At 64.9% G+C, this 22,342-nt stretch carries 21 protein-coding genes and 1 pseudogene; 13 read left to right on the top strand and 9 right to left on the bottom strand.

Features of this window, described 5'->3' with window-relative positions; all coding sequences use genetic code 11:
* The first annotated feature begins 14 nt into the window (after positions 1-14).
* From ATJ93_RS07400 to ATJ93_RS07390, 3 genes are all read left to right on the top strand, one after another.
* The gene (locus ATJ93_RS07400; protein WP_120244013.1) at positions 15-503 is read left to right on the top strand and encodes a cation:proton antiporter regulatory subunit; all 489 of its coding nucleotides are present in this window, start codon (positions 15-17) and stop codon (positions 501-503) included.
* 41 nt (positions 504-544) lie between these two features.
* A complete protein-coding gene (locus ATJ93_RS07395; protein WP_120244012.1) occupies positions 545-1,828 on the top strand; it encodes a cation:proton antiporter in 1,284 nt (427 codons plus the stop codon).
* 99 nt (positions 1,829-1,927) lie between these two features.
* Positions 1,928-2,587, top strand: coding sequence for an HAD family hydrolase (locus tag ATJ93_RS07390; RefSeq protein ID WP_120244011.1), 660 nt, complete (start codon positions 1,928-1,930; stop codon positions 2,585-2,587).
* Between the two features lie 29 nt (positions 2,588-2,616).
* Here the strand turns inward: ATJ93_RS07390 and ATJ93_RS07385 are convergent, their stop codons facing one another.
* The 3 genes from ATJ93_RS07385 to ATJ93_RS07375 form a co-directional block, all read right to left on the bottom strand.
* Complete coding sequence (locus ATJ93_RS07385) at positions 2,617-3,057, bottom strand: hypothetical protein (RefSeq protein WP_120244010.1); 441 nt, start codon at positions 3,055-3,057, stop codon at positions 2,617-2,619.
* A 23-nt stretch (positions 3,058-3,080) separates the two neighbouring features.
* Positions 3,081-3,563 (bottom strand): DUF2240 family protein, encoded by a 483-nt coding sequence (locus ATJ93_RS07380; protein ID WP_120244009.1) that lies wholly within the window; start codon positions 3,561-3,563, stop codon positions 3,081-3,083.
* A gap of 86 nt (positions 3,564-3,649) precedes the next feature.
* Entirely contained in the window at positions 3,650-4,336 is a 687-nt protein-coding gene (locus ATJ93_RS07375) for a ribonuclease H family protein (RefSeq protein ID WP_120244008.1), read from the bottom strand.
* A gap of 170 nt (positions 4,337-4,506) precedes the next feature.
* Here ATJ93_RS07375 and ATJ93_RS07370 point away from each other — a divergent pair, with 170 nt between their 5' ends.
* The 7 genes from ATJ93_RS07370 to ATJ93_RS07340 all read left to right on the top strand — a co-directional run bounded on the left by ATJ93_RS07370 (position 4,507) and on the right by ATJ93_RS07340 (position 12,649).
* Complete coding sequence (locus ATJ93_RS07370) at positions 4,507-6,063, top strand: ABC transporter substrate-binding protein (protein ID WP_120244007.1); 1,557 nt, start codon at positions 4,507-4,509, stop codon at positions 6,061-6,063.
* Positions 6,064-6,221: 158 nt separating this feature from the next.
* Positions 6,222-7,211: an ABC transporter permease gene (locus ATJ93_RS07365; RefSeq protein ID WP_120244006.1), complete on the top strand. Its 990-nt coding sequence runs from the start codon at positions 6,222-6,224 to the stop codon at positions 7,209-7,211.
* Entirely contained in the window at positions 7,208-8,218 is a 1,011-nt protein-coding gene (locus ATJ93_RS07360; RefSeq protein ID WP_120244005.1) for an ABC transporter permease, read from the top strand. The genes ATJ93_RS07365 and ATJ93_RS07360 overlap by 4 nt, the downstream gene beginning before the upstream one ends.
* A gap of 1 nt (position 8,219) precedes the next feature.
* Entirely contained in the window at positions 8,220-9,515 is a 1,296-nt protein-coding gene (locus ATJ93_RS07355; protein ID WP_120244004.1) for an ABC transporter ATP-binding protein, read from the top strand.
* Entirely contained in the window at positions 9,512-10,939 is a 1,428-nt protein-coding gene (locus ATJ93_RS07350; protein WP_245977531.1) for an ABC transporter ATP-binding protein, read from the top strand. Before ATJ93_RS07355 ends, ATJ93_RS07350 begins: the two co-directional genes overlap by 4 nt.
* Positions 10,940-11,080: 141 nt before the next feature.
* A complete protein-coding gene (locus tag ATJ93_RS07345; protein WP_120244003.1) occupies positions 11,081-11,443 on the top strand; it encodes a DUF7344 domain-containing protein in 363 nt (120 codons plus the stop codon).
* Positions 11,444-11,707: 264 nt separating this feature from the next.
* The gene (locus ATJ93_RS07340) at positions 11,708-12,649 is read left to right on the top strand and encodes a DMT family transporter (protein ID WP_120244002.1); all 942 of its coding nucleotides are present in this window, start codon (positions 11,708-11,710) and stop codon (positions 12,647-12,649) included.
* A 65-nt stretch (positions 12,650-12,714) separates the two neighbouring features.
* On the opposite strand, the gene ATJ93_RS07335 is transcribed toward ATJ93_RS07340, so the two are convergent.
* The 3 genes from ATJ93_RS07335 to ATJ93_RS07325 form a co-directional block, all read right to left on the bottom strand.
* On the bottom strand, positions 12,715-13,014 hold the full coding sequence (locus ATJ93_RS07335; RefSeq protein WP_245977530.1) for a hypothetical protein: 300 nt from the start codon (positions 13,012-13,014) through the stop codon (positions 12,715-12,717).
* Between the two features lie 239 nt (positions 13,015-13,253).
* A complete protein-coding gene (locus ATJ93_RS07330; RefSeq protein ID WP_120244000.1) occupies positions 13,254-14,267 on the bottom strand; it encodes a DUF106 domain-containing protein in 1,014 nt (337 codons plus the stop codon).
* Between the two features lie 179 nt (positions 14,268-14,446).
* On the bottom strand, positions 14,447-16,678 hold the full coding sequence (locus ATJ93_RS07325) for a CDC48 family AAA ATPase (protein ID WP_120243999.1): 2,232 nt from the start codon (positions 16,676-16,678) through the stop codon (positions 14,447-14,449).
* Positions 16,679-16,872: 194 nt separating this feature from the next.
* Here ATJ93_RS07325 and larC (ATJ93_RS07320) point away from each other — a divergent pair, with 194 nt between their 5' ends.
* Positions 16,873-18,234: a nickel pincer cofactor biosynthesis protein LarC gene (gene larC / locus ATJ93_RS07320; protein WP_120243998.1), complete on the top strand. Its 1,362-nt coding sequence runs from the start codon at positions 16,873-16,875 to the stop codon at positions 18,232-18,234.
* A gap of 81 nt (positions 18,235-18,315) precedes the next feature.
* Here larC (ATJ93_RS07320) and ATJ93_RS07315 read toward each other — a convergent pair whose 3' ends face one another.
* On the bottom strand, positions 18,316-18,921 hold the full coding sequence (locus ATJ93_RS07315) for a hypothetical protein (protein ID WP_120243997.1): 606 nt from the start codon (positions 18,919-18,921) through the stop codon (positions 18,316-18,318).
* Between the two features lie 939 nt (positions 18,922-19,860).
* Complete coding sequence (locus ATJ93_RS07310; RefSeq protein WP_245977529.1) at positions 19,861-20,187, bottom strand: hypothetical protein; 327 nt, start codon at positions 20,185-20,187, stop codon at positions 19,861-19,863.
* Positions 20,188-20,431: 244 nt separating this feature from the next.
* Here ATJ93_RS07310 and larC (ATJ93_RS24335) point away from each other — a divergent pair, with 244 nt between their 5' ends.
* Entirely contained in the window at positions 20,432-20,776 is a 345-nt protein-coding gene (larC, locus tag ATJ93_RS24335) for a nickel insertion protein (protein ID WP_342768865.1), read from the top strand.
* Positions 20,691-21,038, top strand: a pseudogene (gene larC, locus ATJ93_RS24330) (nickel insertion protein). Before larC (ATJ93_RS24335) ends, larC (ATJ93_RS24330) begins: the two are co-directional and overlap by 86 nt.
* A gap of 48 nt (positions 21,039-21,086) precedes the next feature.
* Here the strand turns inward: larC (ATJ93_RS24330) and ATJ93_RS07300 are convergent.
* The gene (locus tag ATJ93_RS07300) at positions 21,087-21,593 is read right to left on the bottom strand and encodes a hypothetical protein (RefSeq protein WP_245977528.1); all 507 of its coding nucleotides are present in this window, start codon (positions 21,591-21,593) and stop codon (positions 21,087-21,089) included.
* Between the last annotated feature and the right edge of the window lie 749 nt (positions 21,594-22,342).

Here is a 22,342-nt window from a genome sequence, read left to right as displayed (position 1 = left end):
CCCGTCCTTGAAGTATGACCATTTACGAGAGCGACCTCCCCGGGGTCGGGAAGAAATTCGAGGTCGAACTCGAGAACGACGAGCGACTGGTGATCGTCACGCACAACACGGGGAAGCGGGAGGTGTACCTGAAGGCGAATCCGGACGCGGACGGCGACAAACTGTTCGAGGTGTCGGATCGGCTCGCCCGGAAGGTCGGGACGATTCTGGAGGGTGCGTACTTCCAGCCGGTCCAGGCCGAGGCCGTAGAGACGATGCTCTCGGACGACACCTTCCTCGAGTGGTACAACGTCACCGACACGGCCGACATCGCCGGCCAGAGCCTCGAGGACGCGGCGATCCGCGAGCGGACGGGGGTTTCGGTCATCGCGATCCAGCGCGGCGACGACCTGATCTCGCCGCCGACGCCGGAGACGGTCCTCGAGGTCGGCGACACCCTCGTCGTCATCGGGGCGCGGGAGGAGTGTGCCGAGTTCGAAACCCTGCTGGGTGACGAGATTTAGCCGATCGATGCTCGCATTCGTTCCGCCGGAGGTGACCGCGAGTGGCAACTGCTGAATCGACCGCCCTGATCGACGTCGGTATCCTGTTCGGAGCCGTCGCGCTGGCCGGCCTTATCGCGAACCGGATCAACCAGTCGGTGATCCCGTTCTACATCCTCGTCGGCATGCTGCTCGGTGAACACGTCCTCGGCGGCGTCGACTTCCCGGCGCTGCTCGGGACGGACCGCGTCCCCCACGGGTCGGAACTCGCGCTCGTCGAGACCGACTTCATCTACGTCGGCCACGAGATCGGGATCGTCCTCCTGCTGTTTTTCCTCGGCCTCGAGTTCAACCTCGATCGGCTCCTCGCGTCGAAGGAACGCATCGGGAAGGCGGGCGCGGTCGATCTCGCGATCAACTTCGGCGTCGGCCTGCTGCTCGGCTACGCCCTCTTCGGCTCGTTGCTGCCGGCTTTCCTCACCGCCGGGATCGTCTACATCTCCTCCTCGGCGATCATCACGAAGTCGCTGCTCGATCTGGGTTGGATCGCCAACGACGAGTCCGACGCGATGCTGGGGACGCTGGTGTTCGAGGACCTCTTTATCGCCGTCTACCTGGCCGTCGCGACCGCGCTGGTGCTCGGCGGCGGCGACGTCGGCGAGGCGCTCGGCCGGATCGGCGTCGCGATCGGCTTCATCCTCGGCCTCCTCCTGCTGGTCTATCTGGGTACGGAGTGGTTCCAGCGCGGTCTCGATACCGACTCCCACGAGTTCATCGTGCTCCGGGCGCTGGGGATCACGCTGCTGATAGCGGGCGCTGCGCTCTCGCTCGGCGTCAGCGAGGCCGTCGCGGCGTTCTTCGTCGGCATGGCCTTTTCGTCGACCGACCACGTCCACGACTTAGAGAACCTGCTCGAGCCGCTGCGGGACGCTTTCGCGGCGATCTTCTTCTTTTGGATCGGACTCGTCACCGATCCGTCGCTGTTCCTCGGCGTCGCTGGACTGATCGCGGTCGCGGTGATCGCGACGACGCCGACGAAACTGGTCAGCGGCTACTTCGGCGGTCGAATCTACGACTTGAGCGAGCGCCGGTCGGTCCGCGTCGGCCTCGGGATGTCGACCCGCGGCGAGTTCTCGCTGATCATCGCGAGCCTCGCGCTCTCGGGGGCCGAGACGACGCTCGCCGGCGGCGTCGGTCAGGACATCTACGCCTTCGCCGTCGGTTACGTCCTGGTCATGAGCGTGCTGGGTACCTCGCTCATGCAGTACGCCGACCGGATCGAATCCGTCGTCGTGCCGCGACTCGAGGCCCGCGCCGGGACGGGAACGCAGGCCGGCGGGGACTGACCGCCGACCCGCCGAGCGGTAGTCGGGGTCGTGTCGGATCCTCGACCCTCGAGCCGAAGGGATACCTTCAACCCGCTCGAGCCCTCCATACCTGCTACGATGCCACAGGCGGTCGTCTTCGACCTCGATTACACCCTCGCGGTGCCGACCCGGGACCGGGAGACCATTCTACAGGACGCCGTCGACGCCGTCGGCGCCCCGTCGCTCTCGCGCGAGGACTACCTCGAGGTCCACGGCCAGCACCTCACGCGAGAGTCGCGCGAACCGATCTTCGCGGCCCTGCTGGCCGACCGCGAGAGCGACGCCGACCCGGCCGCCGTCGCGACGGCCTACCGCGAGACGATCGCGGACGCGCTCGAGCCGCTTCCCGGCGTCGAAGCGATGCTCGCCGAGCTCCGGACCGAGTACCGCGTCGGGCTGCTCACCAACGGCCCCGTCCGCGCCCAGCGGGACAAACTAGAGACGCTCGGCTGGGAGGACGCCTTCGACGCGGCGCTGGTCACGGGCGAACTCGAGGCCGGCAAACCCGACCCGCGCGCGTTCGAGGCGATCGCCGCGGAACTGGACGTCGATCCGGCCGACGCGGTCTACGTCGGCGACGACGTCGACGCCGACGTCACCGGGGCCACGAACGCCGGTATGACCCCGGTGCAGGTGCTGCTCGAGGACGGTCCCGATCCCGATCCGCGGGCGGTCGCCCACGTCGAGCAGCGAGAGATCGCGACGGCGCTGCCGGCAGTGTTGGCGGACCTCGAGTAAGAGGGGAAAACTGACCCGCGACCGCGACGCTATTCGTCGCCCAGTTCGTCGAGCACCGCCTGTACCACGTCCGTCGCCCGCTTGACTTCCGCGCCGCTCTCGACGAAGACGAGCGTTCGCGGCGGCTGCGTCGCCTTGGGACGGACCCGCAACTCGAGTTCCGAACCCGCTTCGGCCGCGACGTCTTGGCCCGCCGTGAACTCGAGGCGGGCGCGGTCTTCCTGGACGAACACCTGCGCGAATCGGTCGCCAGCGCCGGCGTCGTCACCGTCGTCGGCATCGCTATCGTCGTCACCGCTCGAGTCGTCCAGCGAAACGTCGTACGCCCGCGCCCCGTCCGTCGTCGGTTCGACGTCGCGGTCGGCGTTGGTGACGGCGACGCGCTCGAGGCCGCCGTCCTCGCGGCCGTCGAGTTCCGAAGACAACAGCTGTGCGATCCGCTTGCCGTCGGTGATCCGATCCTCGACCATGCGGGTCGTCGGGCCGGCGGAGACTAACCCTCTTCGGGTTCAGGTTCGGCTTCCGCTCCGGCCTCGACGATCGCGTCGCGGGCGATCGGCGCGATATCGTCGACCTCGAGTCCCTCGCGGCGGGCGTAGACGACCGCGGCCGCCTCGATCGTGACGCCGAGGTCGCTCTGGAGGGCGTTGATCGCCCCGACGGCCTCGTGTTTCTCCATGCCGTCGGCGACGAGCGCGTCCAGCACCCGTTCGAACGCCGATCGCTCCTGCAGAATGTCTTCGTCGGGGACGAACTCCTCGGGGACCGTTACCTCCGACGGGTCGAATCCGGCCACGAGGTCGTCACCGTCGCGCTCGAGCAGTCCCTCGCGCGTCGCGATGTCGATCAGGCGCTTAGCCTGGTCGGGCGAGAACCAGTCGCGATCCAGCGAGAGCGCGACGACGAACTCGCCTTCCTCGAGGCGAGTGGTGCCGTTCTGGATGAAGGGTGCGGCGGCGGCGACGCGAAGACTCATCGGCAACGACTCGCTGCGGTGGCGGAATAACGGTGGCGATTGTCGAGTGCGAGACGCGGTGTGCGAGTGCGGGGTGTGGGGTGTAGTCAGTCGGAGGCACGCCCGCTCCCGCCGGCGCTGTGCCGATCGGCGCGGGACGGCGGCGGGAACTCGGCGTCCTCGTTGGCGTCCGCTCCGGCGCCCCGTCCCGTCCCCGACGTTCGGGACTTGAGGGGTTCGGGGAGCACGCAGCGGTCGGGCTCCTGGTTGACGTGTCGGTACCGGTCCGGCGTGTTCGCGAGCGGATGCGCGGGGTTCTGATCGCTGTCGATGCGCGCCGCGCGAACCTCGTCGAAGCCGCTGAGTCGGGCTTCGATCCCGCGCCAGTGATACCGCGTCGCCGCCGGCACCGAGAGCGGTTGCGGCGGCTTCCCGTCGGGATGGTTCGTCGCGAGGACGGCAGTGTTGACGTTGCTCGCGAGCGCGTCGTGGTCGACGAGGACGCCGACGCGGGCGTCTCGAGGCGCTCGCGCGGCGAGGACGTCGAGTCCGAGATGCAACGCTCGATACTCGGCAACGTTGTTGTCCGGCGGCGTATCCGCGGTCGCGATGCGTGCGACGCGGGTGCCGTCGCGCGTTTCAATGACGGCGCCCAGGCCACCGCCCGACTCCCGGAAGGACCCGTCCGTGGCGACGTAGAAGTCACGGTGATGAGTACGGGGTGGGTGGGCGATGTGGGGCGTGGGCGACTCGTCGAACAGGTCCCGCAGTGCGGACCGGCCGTGAGCGGCCATACCCGTAGTACGAACCGAGGATTTCTTAAACTTACCCCTGGATTCAGCCGCCGAATCGCTGTTCCGCTCGGCTACTGATCCCAACGCTCAGTGGAGATACGTTCACAAAATGCAACTATATGCTAGTTGTTACCACTATATATAAGTAGTATCGCTGTAATCCTCGGGGTATGCAGGGTGCTAGACATAACGAATTGGATCGGCGACGATTCCTCCAGCTTACCGGCATCGCGACGACTGCCGGACTCACCTCGATGGCGGGGTGTATCGACGACTCCGGCGGCGGCTCGGACGACGAGTTCGTGGTGACGCAAGGAGAGTTCGCCACGACCGTCGATCCGAACGGCCACAACGACGCGCCGACGTACAACGTGCTCGATCAGGTCTACGAGCCGCTGTGGGACATCACGCCCGACGGCGAACTCGAGCCGCGGATCGTCGAGGAGTGGAGCCACCCCGACGACAGCACGATGGAACTGACCGTCCGGGACGACGTCGTCTTCCACGAGGGCCAGGAGATGACGGCCTCGGATGTTGCCTACACGATCAACCGCGCCGTCGACGAGGACGTCGGCATCGCCAGCGAGCAGGCCGACCGCTACCCCGGCGTCGTCGGCGCCGAAGCCCCGGACGACACGACGGTCGTGATCGAGCACGAGTCGGTCCCCTCGATCGTCGAGTTCAACGTAGCGACCGTCGCCACCGTCGTCAGCGAGGAGTGGATGGAAGAGCGCGAGCAGCCGGTTAACGAGGAGCTCAACGGAACCGGGCCGTATCAGGTCGAGGAGTATACCCCGGACGAAGAGATCACGTTCACCACGTTCGACGACTACTGGGGCGAGGTGCCCGACCTCGATCCGGTCCGGTTCCGCGGCGCCAGCGAGGCGAGCACCCGCGTCTCCGAACTCGAGACGGGGGAAAGCGACCTGATCGTCAACGTACCGCCGTCGGACGTCGCCAACATCGACGAGGCCGACGGCGTCGAGGTGCGGACCGTCACGAGCCTCCGGAACATCTTCCTGGTGATGCCCAACGACGACGAGCCGTTCGACAGCCAGGAGTTCCGCCAGGCGATGAACTACGCCGTCGACGTCGACGCGATCATCGAGAACGTCCTCGACGGCTTCGGCTCGCCGACCTCCCAGCCGATCCCAGAGGGGATTTTCGGCTACAACGACGACCTCGACCCGTACCCGCACGACCCCGAGCAGGCCGAACAGCTCGTCGAGGACAGCGGCTACAGCGGCGTCGAGATCACCCTCGAGTCGCCGGAAGGGCGCTACCTCAACGACACGGAGGTCGCGGAGACGGCGGCCCAGCAGATCGACCAACTCGAGAACGTCTCGTGTGACTTCCAGATCACGGACTTCGAGACGATCACCGAATCGTCGCTCGACGCCGATCCGTCGACCTCGCCGGACTTCTTCCTGATCGGCTGGGGCAACCCGACCTACGACGCGGACTACGGACTCGCGCCGTGGTTCGTCAGCGGCCAGGCCGCCTACAACTTCGAGGACGAGGAGATCGAGGAGAAGATCCTCGAGAGCCAGCAGACGACCGATCCGGACGAGCGCGAGCAGTTGCTCCAGGAGATTAACGCCGATCTCCACGAAGCGGCGCCGTGGGTCTTCCTCCACCGCGAGGAGAGCATCTACGGGATCCGCTCCGACGTCGATTGGAACCCCCGCGCCGACGAGAGTATCTTCCTGGACGAGATGAGCAGGTAATCGGTCGCGAAACGAGATCCGGCATTAGAATCGCCCTCCGACTATCGAACGCCGACGAACGGCGTCGACCGTCATCGCGTCGTCGGCCGACCGCCGCGCCGGAGTTCGAAAGCGGTGTAATCGCACACCACCCCAAAACTATCAGGTAGAAGGAATCGATGTCTCTCGCCAAGTTTCTGATCAAACGTCTTCTCCAGGGCGTGTTCGTCATCTGGGGCGTCATCACGGTGACGTTCGGCCTCAGAGCGGTCGCCCCGGGGGACCCGATCGACCTGATCGTCGATCCGTCGACGTCCCCCGAGGTGCGCGAACAGATCCGCCAGGAGATGGGATTGAACGAACCGCTCTACGTCCAGTACGTCGACTACGTCCAGGGCATCTTCGTCGGCGACCTGGGCTACTCGTACCAATCGCGTCGCGACGTGACCGTCATGGTCCTCGAGCGCGTCCCCGCGACCCTCGAGTTAGCTATCGCGGCGACGATCGTCGCGATCATGATCGCCATTCCGCTGGGCGTCATCAGCGCGACCAGACGCCACGAGCCCGCCGACTACGGCGCGACGCTGTTCTCGCTGGTCGGGATCAGTACGCCGAACTTCTGGCTGGGGATCATGCTGATCCTGCTGTTGCCGGTCCAGCTCGGCGTCTTTCCGGTGAGCCAGCGTCCGGTCGGCTTCGGGCCGGCGGTGTACTCGCTGGTGACGACGGGCTACTTCAACGACCTTATCGCGTGGTTCAGACACATCACGCTGCCCGCGATCACGCTTGGGACGTACTTCACGGCCCTCATCACGCGGCTGACCCGCAGCGGGATGATCGACGAACTCGGGAAGCCGTACGTGACGGCGACCGAGGCGAAGGGGCTGCCGGGCGTCCTGATCCGGTTCAAACACGTCCTGCGGAACACGATGATTCCGATCATCACGGTGCTCGGCCTGCAACTGGGGACGCTGATCGGCGGTGCGGTCATCACCGAATCCGTCTTCGACTGGCCCGGCCTCGGCCGCCGACTGATCGACGCGCTCTACGCCGGTGACTGGCCCGTCATCCAGGGCGTGCTCATCTTCATCGGCGTCGGGTTCGTCGTCATCAACGTCGTCGTCGACGCACTGTACGCGACGCTCAACCCACGGGTGACCGACGAATGATCTCGGACCGACTCAAATCGAATCTCAAGCGGGAGTTCGACCGGAGCCTGATGGCGAAACTCGGGCTCTCGATCGCCGTCGTGATCATTCTGGTCGCGACGTTCGCACCGATACTCGCGACGCACAATCCGAACACGACCGGCTACTTCGACGAAGAGGGGAGTTCGTACCCGCCGGTCGGCTTCGACTACGAGACCCACACCTGGGAGGACACCGACGACGGCCGGGAACGCGTCTCCCACACCGTCGAGGCGACGAGCGAGCACATCCTCGGAACGAACAACCTCGGCCAGGACGTCTACTCGAGGCTGCTCTACGGCGCCCGAACGTCGCTGCTGGTCGGCCTGATCGGAACGGGGCTGGCCGCGGCGGTCGGGGTGCCGTTCGGGCTGGTCGCGGGCTACTTCAGCGGCCGGATCGACGACTCGATGATGCGGATCGCCGACATCATGTTGGCGTTCCCGTCGCTCGTGCTCGCGATCGCGCTGATCGGCGTCTTCGGGCGGAGCGTCCAGTACATTCCGGATCCGATCGTGCTGTCGGGCCTCGTCGACGGGATGCCCGAGTACGCCGTGCTCCCGGGGACCGTGACCCTCGTCGTCGCCTTGGTCAACTGGGTCTGGTTCGCCCGCGTCGCTCGCGGGGAGGCGCTCTCGATCCGCAACGAGGAGTACGTCAAAGCCGCCAAGAGCCTCGGCGCGAGCAACCGGACGATCCTCCTCAAACACGTCCTGCCGAACAGCCTCACGCCGATCATCGTCCTCGCGACGCTACAGGTCGCGGCGATCATCCTCCTCGAGAGTTCCCTCTCGTACCTGGGGTTCTCCGGGACGACGCTCTCGTGGGGGTACGAGATCAGCCAGGGCCAGGACTACCTGCGGACCGCCTGGTGGATCTCGACGATCCCCGGGATCGCGATCGTGCTTGCCGTGATCAGCATCAATCTGCTCGGCGACTGGCTACGGGACTCCCTCGACCCGAACATCGAGGGCGAAGGAGGTGTCTAAGATGCCCGAGGATATCATTCGCGTTACCGGACTCTCGACTCGCTACTTCACCGAACAGGGACAGGTAAACGCCGTCGACGACCTCGACCTGCGGATCGAACGCGGCGAGGTCTTCGGCATCGTCGGCGAGAGCGGCTCCGGCAAGAGCGTCACCGCCCGGTCGATCATGGATCTGATCGACTCGCCCGGCGAGATCGTCGCCGGGACGATCGAGTTCAACGACGCCGATCTTGCCGACCGGGTCCGCGAGGACCATCCCGAGGCGGTCGACGGTAACTTCGTCGACCTGCAGGCGATTCCCGACCGAATCCGCCGCTCGCTCCGGGGCACTTCCTTCAGCATGATCTTCCAGGACCCCGAGAGCAGTTTCAACCCGAGCCTCACGGTCGGCGAACAGCTCGCCGAGGCCGTGGAGGTCCAGCGCCGGGCCAGCGCCAACCCGCGCTCGACGCGCGCCCGAACCGAGTCCTCGGAGTACTCGCTCGGCAATTTCGTGCTCTCGACCGTCCTCCCCTCCCAGAAGTACGTCACCGAGGAGAGCCGCGAGCGCGCCGTCGAACTGCTCGAGCTGGTCGGCATTCCCGACCCGGTCGAACGGGCCGACGAGTACCCCCACGAGTACTCCGGCGGGATGCTCCAACGAGCGATGATCGCGCAGGCGTTGGCCGGCGAACCCGACGTGCTGATCGCCGACGAGCCGACGACCGCGCTGGACGTGACGATCCAGGCGCAGGTGCTCGACCTGCTGGACGAACTCCAGGAGGAGACCGGCATGACGATTCTCCTGATCACGCACAACCTCGGCGTCATCGCGCGGATGTGCGACCGCGTCGGCGTGATGTACGCCGGCGAAATCGTCGAACGGGGCACCTTGGCGGACGTCTTCGACGACCACGTCCACCCCTACACCGAGGGGCTGCTCGGCTCGATTCCCGACCTCGAGGACGCGGGCGGCCGCCTCGATCCGATTCCGGGGAACGTCCCCAGCCTGCTCGACCACGAGATGGGCGACCGGTGTCACTTCGCCGACCGCTGCCCGAAGGCGATGGAGGACTGCCTCGAGCACCCGCCCGAATACGACGCCGCGGGGAGCGAGTACCATGCAGCCCGCTGCGTGCTCGCCGAAACGGCGTACGACGAATCGCGAGCGCTGCCCGACGGCTACTTCGGCGAAGACGAACGGCCGGCGGGGGACAAGCACGCCGACCCCGAGGACGCGGAGCCCGGCGAAGCGACGGCGGACGATCGGACGCAGCCTGCCGCCGACGATGCGGGCACCGGAGGTGAACTGCGATGAGTACCGACACACCGCAATCAGGGACGAACGCGAACGGGGACACGGACGGGAATGCAGACGCAGACGATAATGGAGCGGTCGAGCAACGATCGGACGAGCCACTCGTCCGCGTCCGAAACCTGCAGAAGTACTTCTGGGAGAACGACTCGCTGCTCGACCGCCTGCTCGGCAACGACCGGGTCGCCGTCCGCGCCGTCGACGGCGTCAGCTTCGACATCCACGAGGGCGAGACCCTCGGTCTCGTCGGCGAGTCCGGCTGCGGGAAGTCGACTACCGGCGAGACGCTGCTCCGACTGCAGGAACCCACCGACGGCCGGGTCGAGTTCGAGGGACGGAACGTCTACGACCTCGCGGGCGAGGCCCTCACCGAGTTCCGCACCGATGCGCAGGTCGTCTTCCAGGATCCCTTCTCGAGTCTCGACCCGCGGATGACGATCGGCGACATCGTCCAGCAGCCCCTGGACATCCACGACATCGGCACCGAGGACGAACGCCGCGAACGGGTTCGGGACCTGCTCGAGCGGGTCGGCCTCTCGGTCGATCAACTCGACCGCTACCCCCACGAGTTCTCCGGCGGCCAGCGCCAGCGCATCGGCATCGCCCGCGCGCTGGCCCTCGAGCCCGATTTCCTCGTGCTCGACGAGCCGACTTCGGCGCTGGACGTCTCCGTCCAGGCCCAGGTGCTGAACCTGCTGGACGATCTGCAAGACGAGTTCGACCTCACCTACCTGCTGATCAGCCACGACCTCTCGGTGATCCGTCACGTCTGCGACCGCGTCGCCGTGATGTACCTCGGCGAGATCGTCGAGGTCGGCCCCGTCGCCGACATCTTCGAGGCGCCGAAACACCCCTATACGAAGGCCCTCCTCGAGAGCGTGCCGCGGGCCTCGACCGACGAGCGGAACCGAGAGCGAGAGACGCTCACCGGCGACGTTCCCTCCCCGCGGGACCCGCCCAGCGGTTGTCGGTTCCGCACCCGCTGTCCGGCCGTGATCCCACCTGAAGACCTCGAGATCGAGCAAGACGCGTACCGCGAAATCATGGATCTCCGCCAGCGGATCGAGGGTGAGGACATCTCCCTCGAGTCGGTCGGCGAGGACGGGCAGTTCGCGTTCGAGGACGGCTCGATTCAGGGCAGTGACGTCCCCGGATTCGTCGCGGCGCTGAAAGAGCGGCTGCTCGATCGCGACCTGCCGTCGCCCCACGACGAGATCGTCGAGGAGGCGCTCGCGGAACTGGCCGACTCGAACTGGGACGCCGCAGCCGAACGACTGCGGGCGGAGTACGAGAGCGTCTGTGAGCGCGTCCATCCGGACCTGCGAACCGAGGAGCAATCCGCGCCCAACCAGCACCAGCCGGTCGCCTGCCACCTCTACGGCGAGTCACCGCCGAACGCCGTCGACCCCAGTTCGTGGCGCGAGTGAGGCGTCGATCGTCCGCGCCGTAGTCGACACCGCCGCTCGATTCGGTGCGCGCCACACTGATCAAAATCGCTGATTGTACGGCAGAGCCGTCCTATCTGTATTGGCAGTAGGTGTAATACCACCCGATGCATCCACTCTACTATGACGACGAGCGCTACCCGGATGGAGGCCGCCTGTTCCTTACTCGCGGAATCGAAGCGTCGCTACCTGCTCTACCTGCTCGCGGAGGACGGCGAGGAGAACATCGAGGACCTCATCACGCAGATCACCGCCTGGGAACACGAACTGCCGGTCGACGCGATCGAGAAGGAAGCCCGCCAGCGCGTGTACGTAACGCTGGTCCACAACCACCTACCCCGCCTCGCCGACTACGACATCGTCGAGTACGACCTCCGAAGCGGCGACATCGTCCTCGCCGAGGGCTTCGAGGACATCAAGCCGCTGCTCAAGCAGTTCAAACAGACCGAAGACGTGCCGGAGATCCGCAAGCGTCCGGTCCTGTAAGCGGCTGAGAGCCGATCTCAGCGATCGACCGCGACCGTCGCGATACTTCCCTACCGATACCGCGGCGCAGTCACCCCTTCTCTTTCCTCTCGATACCGACTCGAGACGGCGCCGTCTCGACCTCGTACCTGTACCCGACACTTGTACTCGGCCCCGGCCTGCCAGAACCGATAGCCGAGCGAACGGTCTCGGCTAAACCGCCGTCCTCGAGCAGCGTGTAATTCGAATCGAAACACATTGAACGGTGCCGCGGTAACCGCCGCTGTGAGCCGCTATCGGAACTTCGGACTCTTCCTGGTGTTGTCGGCCCTCTGGGGAACCGCCTTCGTCGCGATCAGCGCCGGCCTCGAGCATCTCCCGCCGGTGCTGTTCGCGGCGCTGCGGTACGACGTCGCGGGCCTCCTGATGCTCGGCTACGCGGCCTACGCCGTCGACGGCGCGGACGGCGCGACGTGGTATCCCAGGGGACGCGACGAGTGGGCGACTGCAGCGGTCGGCGCCGCGCTGTTGATCGCCGCCTACCACGCCTTTCTCTTCGTCGGGCAGCAGCACACGACCGCTGCAGCCGCCTCGATCGTGGTCAGCCTCTCGCCGGTCCTCACGACCGGCTTCGCGCGGCTGCTAATGCCCTCGGACGCGCTCTCGCCCGCGGGCATGGCCGGCGTCTGTATCGGGCTCGTCGGGGTGGCGGTCATCGCTCAGCCCGACCCCTCGAACCTGTTCGCGACCGACGCCGTCGCTAAACTGCTGGTCTTCCTGGCCGCGGCGTCGTTCGCCCTCGGGAGCGTGCTGACCCGCCGCATCGACGCTTCGCTGCCCATCGAGACGATGGAAGCCTGGTCGATGCTCGGCGGCGCCGTCCTGCTCCACGGCGTGAGCCTCTCGCTGGGCGAACCCTTCGAGCCGGCGACCTGGACCGACCCGCAGGCGCTCGGTGCGCTCGCGTACCTGGCGGTCGGCGCGAGCGCGATCGGCTTCCTGCTGTACTTCGACCTGCTCGAGCGACTCGGCGCCGTCGAGATCAATATGGTGTCGTACGTCGCGCCGATCTTCGCCGCGGTCGTCGGCTGGCTCTACCTTGACGAGGTCGTCGACGCGACGACGCTGATCGGGTTCGGCCTGATCGTCGTCGGGTTCCTCCTCGTGAAGCGGCGGGCGATCCGCGAGGAGTTCGGCCACGTGCAGCGGTGGGTGTCGGGCGACTGACTGAAGTCGGCGACCGCAACGCGACCGCCGACGCTACCGAGCGCCGACGCTACCGGGCGCCGACGCTACTGTGTGTCCTTCTCGTAGGCGTGGCCGACGTAGAGCGCGACGAAGTTGATGGTCAACAGTCCGAAAAACACCGCCGTCTCCGCCGGGGTCGCTAACCCGGTGAGCAACAGCGGCACGTGGAGAAACGGCAGCAGGATCGCCCCCCAGAAACACGTCTTCCGGACCGAGGATGCGATCGTCGGCGCCGCTCGCTCGAGGCGATGGTCGTCGCCGCTGTCGGCGCTGCCCGCTCTGTTGCTGATCGAGGGCGAACTCGAAGTCGACCGTCGATCGCTTGTCGCTGAGGAATCCGACATCGAAACACCTGAGACGGTCGAAATACCGTGTCCGAGCCCCATATATCGCCGCGACGCTTTCGATCCGCTAGCCGCGATTCACGCGAGTCCAGCGGGGTGTACGCCCGATGATCGTTCGTACTGCGCCTCGAGACGACGATACAGATACCCGACCCGCAACCAGTGTTACTCGGTCACACACCCGAAGAAAACGGGAGTAGGTGGCAGCTACCGGAGGCTAGTACCGGATTATGGGCCCGCTACACGGGGCCGCCTTCGGCGGCCCAGAAGTCGTAGAGCTTCCGGATGAGTTGGCGCGAGGCCATCGATCCGAGGAAGTACCAGACGATCCACGTCGACATCGGGCCGAGCAGCGGGTCCTGCCAGGAGACGGCCCCCGCGATCGGAACGACCAATCCCGTTTCGGCGGCGCCGAGGTGGCCGCCCCTGACCTTCCAGCGAAGCCAGAGGAAGACGGGAATAGTGAGCAGCATGATCCAGACCGTCGGCCGGAACTGCACTTTGAACAGTTTGAGCTGATCGGCTGCGGCCGCCGTTTGGGCCTCGCGGACCCGCTCGAGGGCGTCTTCGTCGCCGCGTTCCTCGGCGATCTGTTTTCGCTCCTGGAGTTCCGTCATCCGTTCGCGGTGGTGTTCGATGACGTCGCGGTCGCTCAGCCGGGATTGCAGCACGGTCGAGTAGAGGCCGGTGGCGACAGCGAGGAGCAGTATCAGTTCGTGGAAGGGGACGACGCCAGTGATCGGCCCCAAGACGACGCTCTCGACCGACGCGATAACGTTGCGAAGCGACGTGCTCCAGTAGCCGGCAAAGAGGGCGAGTGCGAACGCACCCGCCGCTTTGTCCATCGTCGACCACCGCTGCGGTTCGATACCGTCGTTCGCGAGTTGCTCGAGGGCCGCAGGCGAAAGGGGGTCGTCCTCGCCGCCAGCGTCGGATTCTGGGTCGGACTCGGTTTCGCCTCCAGTCGCAGCAGCATCCTCGCCTTCGATTTCGAGGCCCTCATCGGTCTCCGCGGCCAACCGCTCGCGAACGCGGTCCGGCTCTGCGAGCGCAAATCCCGTACCCGCGCTCGTACTCACGAGCACCTCGTGCTCGAGGAGTCGCCCCCACTGCTCGCTCGAGAGGGTGTCCTTTACGTCGCGCCACTCGAGTTCCTCGGTGCCGTCCCCGTCCTCGGATCGTTCGACGACGACCGCGAGCGCTTCCTGCATCGCGGGATCGGTCAGTAGCAGTTCCAGTTGCTCGACCGGCATTCGATGGTTGTCCTCGCCGATCCAACACTATCAACATTCTCATTCGAGGGCGAACTGTCGCTACAGGTGACCGAATACGAACGAAAACGGTGCATAAAAGACCGATCCGAAACCGCCCGCCGTCCACGAGCGGCGTCAGGTACCGCAGGTGCGGGTGGAGGCCACCCGGTGCGCCGCGGTTACTGGAAGCCGATCCGGCTGCCGCGGCGACCGGTTGGCTCCGGGCCGCCCGAGCCGCCCTGGAACTCGTCCTCGATGCGCTCGTAGTAGTCGAGGATGTCCTCGGTGATCGTCGGCCGGACGTTCTCCATGGCCTGTCGGAAGTGGCGCATCTCGACGACGTCCGCTTCCTCGTCCTCGCGCAGCGCCTCGATAGCCGCCTCGCGGGCGATCGACTCGAGGTCGCTGCCGACGTAGCCGTCCGTGATCTCGGCGATCTCGCGCAGGGAGACGTCCGCGGCCAGCGGCGTGTCCTGCGTGTGGATCTCGAGGATGCGCTCGCGGCCCTCGACGTCGGGTTCGCCGATCATCACGAGGCGGTCGAACCGACCCGAGCGCAGCAGTGCGGGGTCGATCATGTCCGGGCGGTTGGTCGCGCCGATGACCATCACGTCCTCCATGTCCTCGAGGCCGTCGAGTTCGGTCAGCAGCTGGTTGACGACCCGCTCGGAGACGTTCGACCCGGTTTCGCCGCCGCCGCGGCCGGGGGCGAGGGCGTCTAACTCGTCGAAGAAGATCACCGTCGGCGAGACCTGGCGGGCCTTGCGGAAGGTCTGCCGGATGGCCTTCTCCGATTCGCCGACCCACTTGCTGAGCAGTTGCGGGCCGCGCACCGAGATGAAGTTCGCGTTCGTCTCGTTGGCGACGGCCTTCGCCATCAGCGTCTTGCCGGTGCCGGGCGGCCCGTACAGCAGGACGCCGGCCGGCGGGTCGACGCCCAGCCGGTCGAACCGTTCGGGGCTCGAGAGGGGCCACTCGACGGATTCCTGGACTTGCTCTTTGGCCTCGTGGAGGCCGCCGACGTCGTCCCAGGAGATCTTCGGGAGTTCGACGAGGACCTCCCGCATCGCCGACGGCTCCACCTCATTCAGGGCGCCGCGGAAGTCCTCGCGCTTGACGATCATCCGGTCGATCAGGCTCGGCGGGATGTCCTCCTCGTCGAGATCGATCTCGGGGAGGTACCGCCGCAGGGCCTTCATCGCGGCTTCCTTCGTCAGGCTCTCGATGTCGGCGCCGACGAAGCCGTGGGTCTCGTCGGCCAGATGGCCGAGGTTGACGTCGTCGCTGAGCGGCATCCCGCGGGTGTGGATCTGCAGGATCTCCTCGCGGCCGGTCTCGTCGGGAACGCCGATCTCGATCTCGCGGTCGAATCGGCCGGGGCGACGGAGGGCGGGGTCGACCGAGTCGACGCGGTTCGTGGCGGCGATGACGATGACCTGCCCGCGCGACTCGAGGCCGTCCATCATGGTCAGCAGTTGGGCGACGACGCGGCGCTCGACCTCGCCGGTGACGTCCTCGCGCTTGGGGGCGATCGAGTCGAGTTCGTCGATGAAGATGATCGACGGCGACTCCTCCGTCGCGTCCTCGAAGATCTCGCGTAACTGTTGTTCGGACTCGCCGTAGTACTTGGAGATGATCTCCGGGCCCGCGATGGAGAAGAAACTCGCGGAGGTCTCGTTGGCGACGGCCTTCGCGAGCAGCGTCTTCCCGGTGCCCGGCGGGCCGTGCAGGAGGACGCCCTGCGGCGGCTCGATGCCGAGCTTCTTGAAGATCTGCGGATGTTTCATCGGAAGTTCGACCATCTCCCGGACCCGCTGGATCTCGCTTTGGAGTCCGCCGATATCCTCGTAGGTGATGCCGCCGCCGGTCTTCTCGAAGCCGGAGATCGGCTCCTCGCGGAGTTCGACGTCGGTGTCCTCAGTGATGAGGACCACCCCTTCCGGTTCCGTCTCGACGGCGATCAGCGGGATGGCCTGCCCCGGCGATCGCATGAAGGGGTGATTCGTCGAGCTCATTACGGGGACGATGTCGCGACCGACGACCGGTCGCTTCAGGATCTGCCGTTTGACCATGCCGGCGGCGTCGGAGCCGAACTGGACCGACGCCTCCTCCGGCGGCGCGAGGGTGAGCTTGTCGGCTTTCGTCGCTTCGGCCTTCCGGATCGTCACGCGCTCGCCGATGCCCACGTCGGCGTTCTGTCGGGTGAAGCCGTCGATGCGGACGGTGTCCGTGTTCCAGTCCTGCCGGTCGGCGCGCCACACCTTCGCGGCGGTGGTGTCCGCACCTTCGATCTCGATGATGTCGCCCGGACTCAGCTTCAAATGCAACAGCGTGTCCGGGTCGAGTCGGGCGATACCACGACCCGAGTCGTTCGGGTACGCTTTGGCAACCTCCAGTTGAACTTCGTTCATGATTCGGGATGGACGGCGATGTCAGTCACTCCGATTCGTGATCGGATAGGTTTTTTGCTAGCTCTAGTTGTGCTAGATGCTACCACATCTGACTTAGGGAGGTGACTACATAGATGTGACGGCATCGGACGGTTTTGGCGGGACCGGATCGGCGAGCAGATGGCTTTTTTGCCGTTCACCTCCCCGGCGTACGTATGACCACGAACACTGGCGCGAACGTCCTCGCGTTCGACGGCCGGATGGGTGCCAGCGGCGACATGCTCCTCGCCGCGCTGCTCGACGCCGGGGCCGACCCCGACGCCCTCGAGCCGGTCGAAGCCGCGCTCGAACTCGAGTACCGGATCGACGAGACGGTCAAGTGCGGGATCGCGTCGACGACGGTCGACGTGCTGCTGACCGGCGACGGCGACTCGAGCGGCCAGGGACACGAACACGGACACGGACACGATCACGACCGCGGTCACGATCATAGTCACGAGGATCACGGCGATCACGGGCACGACCACGCGGACGACGACCATGAGCACGATCACAACCACGACCACGTCCACGCCGAAGGCCACGGGCCACACCGCAGTTATCAGGAAGTCCGTGACATCGTCGCGGAGATGGACCTCCCCGCTGCCGTCGAAGACGACGCGCTCGCGATCTTTAAGCGTCTCGGCGAGGCCGAGGCCAGCGTCCACGGCGAGTCGCTCGAGGACATTCACTTCCACGAGGTCGGAGCCGACGACGCGATCGCGGACATCGTCGGCGCGGCGGCGTTAGTCAACGACCTCGAGCCCGATCGCATCGTCACGACGCCGCTGGCGACCGGCGGCGGCACCGTCGGGATGAGCCACGGCGAGTACCCCGTCCCCACGCCCGCGGTGGTCGAGATCGCCCAAAACGCGGACTGGTCGCTGCGCGGCGGCCCCGTCGACCGCGAACTCCTGACCCCGACCGGCGCGGCGATCCTCGCGCACTTCGCCGACGGCGTCGAGGAACTCCCCTCGCTCGAGCTCGAGGCGTCGGGCTACGGCGCCGGCGGCTACGACCTCGATCCGCACCCGAACGTGCTCCGGGCGCTGGTCGGGAAAGGTGAGGGGTCGCTCGTGAAAGACGATATCGCCGTCCTCGAGACGAACTTGGACGACGCGACGCCGGAGGTCCTGGGCGGACTGCAAGAAACCCTCGTGGACGCGGGCGCACGTGACGTTTCGATTCTGCCGGCGACGATGAAGAAATCCCGGCCGGGGCATCTGGTGAAGGTCATCTGCAAACCCGAAGATCGGCAGCGCGTCGCTCGAGCGCTCGCCGAGGAGACGGGGACGTTAGGGGTGCGGGATGCGGGAGCGACGCATCGGTGGATTGCCAAACGGGAGTTCGAGACGGTGGAGTTGGAACTTAACGGCGAGACGTATGAGGTCACCGTGAAAATCGCGAGGGATTCCGACGGCGAGGTCTACGACGTCAGTGCCGAGTACGACGACGCGAAGACCGTTGCTCGAGAGACTGGCTTGGCGATTCGGGATGTAATCATCCAGACAGAAACGGCAGCAGTTGGGGTACTGTAATTTCCCAAGTCACTATTTTGGGTGAATAGTTGCCACTCTTCGTAATGAGTAGTGCAATAAAAGGGGAGAAATGGATTCTACCTAGCTGTTAGACACTACACTCCCGTCGAAGATATCGAGGAGTTCCTCCAGGTTAGCGTCGATGTTTGCCAGAGTGTCTTCGTCGAGGTCGTCACCGGGCTCGTTGAACGTATTGTCTTCGACGTCAGCCTCCTGCTCGGGTTCGACGGTCTGGTTGGCGTCAATGCTGGTGTCGGCAGTAGCGTCGACGTCAGCAGCGTTGGTCTGATCGACGTCTTGGTTCTGCGCGACCTCAGCGGTGGAGAACGCCGTCGCACCAGCGCCGCCACCGTCAGCGGCAGCCGCAGCGCCGCCACCCTTCTGCTTGGCGTGATCCGAAGTGGCCGCAGCGCCAGCACCGCCACCGGAGCCGTCAGCGGCGAACGCGTCACCGGACGTCGCGCTGGCCGTCTGCGCGTTGTTGTTCGTCTGGTCAACGCTCACGTCGACGTTCGCGTCGCCCGACTCGATGTCCTGATCCGCATCGACATCTTGGGCCTGGTTGATGAGGTCGGTGACGTTCGTCTCGTTTCCGTCTTCCTGTGCCATAACCGCTCCGGTCGCCCCCATGACTGCGAGGGCGCCGAAGATTGCTACCGTCAGTGTAATCGCGAGTGCGCGCTTCATAGTTGAGTGTTTGCTGTTGCTGTTTATGAGGCACGCATCACACGGGGGTACCAGCTCCGTAACGGAACGTCGGCCCCGTTCGGTGGGGTCGCCGCTCGTCACGGGAGGTCCCAACCGACTCCCGACGCATTCCCGCTGTGACGCGTTGCCCAGTCGCTGCTCATCACGGAGTCCTACTTCAACCCGGACCACAGTTTCAGGGATATACGTGACCTAGGAGTGCTACAGCTGTTGATCTGTTACCTTTGATGGGAAATTTTATTGTTCCTAATGCTACATCTTTGATCGAGCCGGCGAACTCCCTGCGCTTGAGTTCGAGGTATCTAGCTACGGCGCCGGGGCGACGGCCTCGATCCACACTCGAACGTACTCCCGGCGCTCGTCAGCCGAGGAGAGGATACTCATGAAGGACGACGTTGCCGTCCTCGAACCGAACCTCGATGGCGCGGTGCGGAGGTACTGGGCGCCTGGAGGCGTTCTCGGATGCGAGCGCGCGTGACATCCATCCTGTAGTGATAAAAAGAGGTCCCGCTCGGGCTACCTCGTGAGGGTCACTTCCAAGCTCGAAGACTGCAGCGCGTCGCTCGAGCGCACACCGAGGAGACCGGGACGTTGGGGGCGGGATCTGGGAGTGACACATCAGTGGATTACATAGCGGGAGTTCGAGACGATGGAGTTGAAACTCGAGGAGAGACGTACGAGGCACCCGTGAAAATCGCGAGCGGAGCCGAGGTTACGACATCAATACCGAGTACGAGGACGCGAAGGCCGTGGCTCAAGAGACTGACTTGGCAATCCAAGATGTAATCTGCCAGGCAGAAACGGCAGCAGTTGGGATACTGTGATTTCTCAAACCAATATTTGGGCGAACAGTTGCTACTGTTCGTAATTTTTAGTGTAATAAGAGTGGATAAATGAATCCCACCCCGTTATTAGCCACTAACCGTTACGGATGATATCGAGGAGTTCCTCTATGTTAGCGTCAATGTTTGCCAGCGTCTCCTCCTCGAGGTCGTCACCGGGCTCGTTGAACGTGTTGTCTTCGACGTCAGCCTCCTGTTCGGGTTCGACGGTCTGCTCGGCGTCGATGCTGGTGTCGGCAGTAGCGTCGACGTCAGCAACGTTGGTCTGATCGACGTCCTGGTTCTGCGCGACCTCAGCGGTGGAGAACGCCGTCTCCTGTGCCACAACTGCTCCGGTGGCCCCCATGACTGCGAGGGCGCCGAAGATCGCTACCGTCAATGTAATTGCGAGTGCGCGCTTCATAGTTGATGTTTATAAGGCATACACCACACGGGGGTACCGCTCCACAACGGAACGTTGACCCCGTTCGGCGGGGCCGCGGCTCGTCGCGGGAGGTACCAACCGACTCCCGACGCATCCCCGCTGTGACGCGTTGCCCAGTCGCTGCTCATCACGGAGTCCTACTTCAACCCGGACTACAGTTTCAGGGCAATACTCGTATTAGAACCACTACAACCGTTGATCCGTTTCCACCCATGAATATTTCATCGTTCCTAACGCTACACCTTCGATCGAGACGGCGACCGGGGCGCTCGAGGTCGCGGCGTCGGGCTACGGCGCCGGCGGCTACGACCTCGATCCGCATCCGAACGTGTTCCGGGTGCTGGTCGGCGAGGGCGACAGGTCGCTCGTGAAAAACGACATCGCCGTCCTCGAGACGAATCTTGACGACGCGACGCCGGGGATGCTGGCGATCTGCCGGAGACGCTCGCGGACGCGCGTGACGTTTCGTTCTCCCGGCGACGATGAAGAAGTACCGCCCGGGCCACCTCGTGAAGGTCATCTGCAAGCCCGAGGATCGGCAGCGCGTCGCTCGACGTATGACTGGTAATGCTTGAGGAGACGAGGACGTTAGGAGTGCAGGATGTGGGGGACGCATCGGTGGATTGTACAGCGGGTGTTCGATAACGGTCGATCTCGAAATCGACGGCGAGACCTACGAAGTGACCGTGAAAATCGCGAGCGACGTCGACGGCGAGGTCTACGATGTCAGTGTCGAGTACGAAGACGCGAAGGCCGTGGCTCGAGAGGCTAATTTGGCGATTCGAGACGTGATTATCCAGGCAGAAACAACAGCAGTTGACGCGCTATAATTGGCGCAATAAAAGTAGGTAGGCGAATTAAATTCAGTATATACTGAATTAGGAACTGACGAACTCGTCGACGAGTTCCTGCAGGTTAGCGTCGATGCTTGCCAGAGTGTCCTCGTCGAGGTCGTCACCGGGCTCGTTGAACGTGTTGTCTTCGACGTCAGCCTCTTGCTCGGGTTCGACGTTCTGCTCAGCCTCAATGCTGGTGTCGGCAGTAGCGTCGACCTGCGCAGCGTTGGTCTGATCGACGTCCTGGTTCTGAGCGACTTCAGCGGTGGAGAACGCCGTCGAACCAGTACTGGCGCCGGCATCAGTAGCGACAGCGCCACCGCCGCCCTTGTAGTGGTCCGCAGCGGCCGCGGCACCGGCACCGCCACCGGAGCTACCAGCGACCGCGTCACCGGACGTCGCGCTGGCCGTCTGCGCGTTGTTGTTCGTCTGGTCGACATTCACGTCGACGTTCGCGTCACCCGACTCGAGGTCCTGATCCGCGTCGACGTCCTGAGTCTGGTCGATGAGATCGGAGACGTTCGTCGCGTTTCCGTCTTCCTGTGCCATAACCGCTCCGGTCGCCCCCATGACTGCAAGGGCGCCGAAGATTGCTACCGTCAGTGTGATTGCGAGTGCGCGCTTCATAGTTGAGTTTTTAGCTGTTTACGAGGCACGCATCACACGGGAGTACCAGCTCCGCAACGGAACGTCGACCCCATACCGCGAGACCGCCGCTCGTCGCGGGAGGTACCAACCGACTCCCGACGCATCCCCGCTGTGACGCGTTGCCCAATCGCTGCTCATCACGGAGTTCTACTTCAACCCGGACCACAGTTTCAGGGGAAGACTCGCATTAGAAGCGCTGGAACCATCAATCTCAATCTGTTGGTTTTGCTTTTACTCACCGCAACCGTACACTCCGATCGATACAATTGGCTTAGCAAACTGTTCGCTCCTCGTTGTGCCAACAGAATTACGCGGCGCCGTCCCCGAAATACCGAGTATGACCCGCGGCGGTTTGGGAGCAGTTTCCGGTAACCTCGGCCTTTGTCCCGTGAAACAGTCACTCCTTTCGATACGTAGCCGGCGATTTCGAGGCCTCGAGAGCGCCAGTGACGGCTGACTAGCGACTGAGGTGCGTTAGCACACCATCAGATCGAACCGCCTGCAAGCGAAGCAACCCGTTTCTCGCCGTAAGTATCGGCCTTCGAGACGGTAGGTCGCTTCATATTTGCCGAAACTGACAGATAACAAAGTCTGTCATCGGGATACGACGGTTTACGCCGTGGAGTTACAGAAAGGAAGACTCTCACGGT

This window comes from Halopiger aswanensis (assembly GCF_003610195.1).
GTDB lineage: Archaea > Halobacteriota > Halobacteria > Halobacteriales > Natrialbaceae > Halopiger > Halopiger aswanensis.
This window is presented reverse-complemented; position numbering and strand designations above follow the sequence as displayed.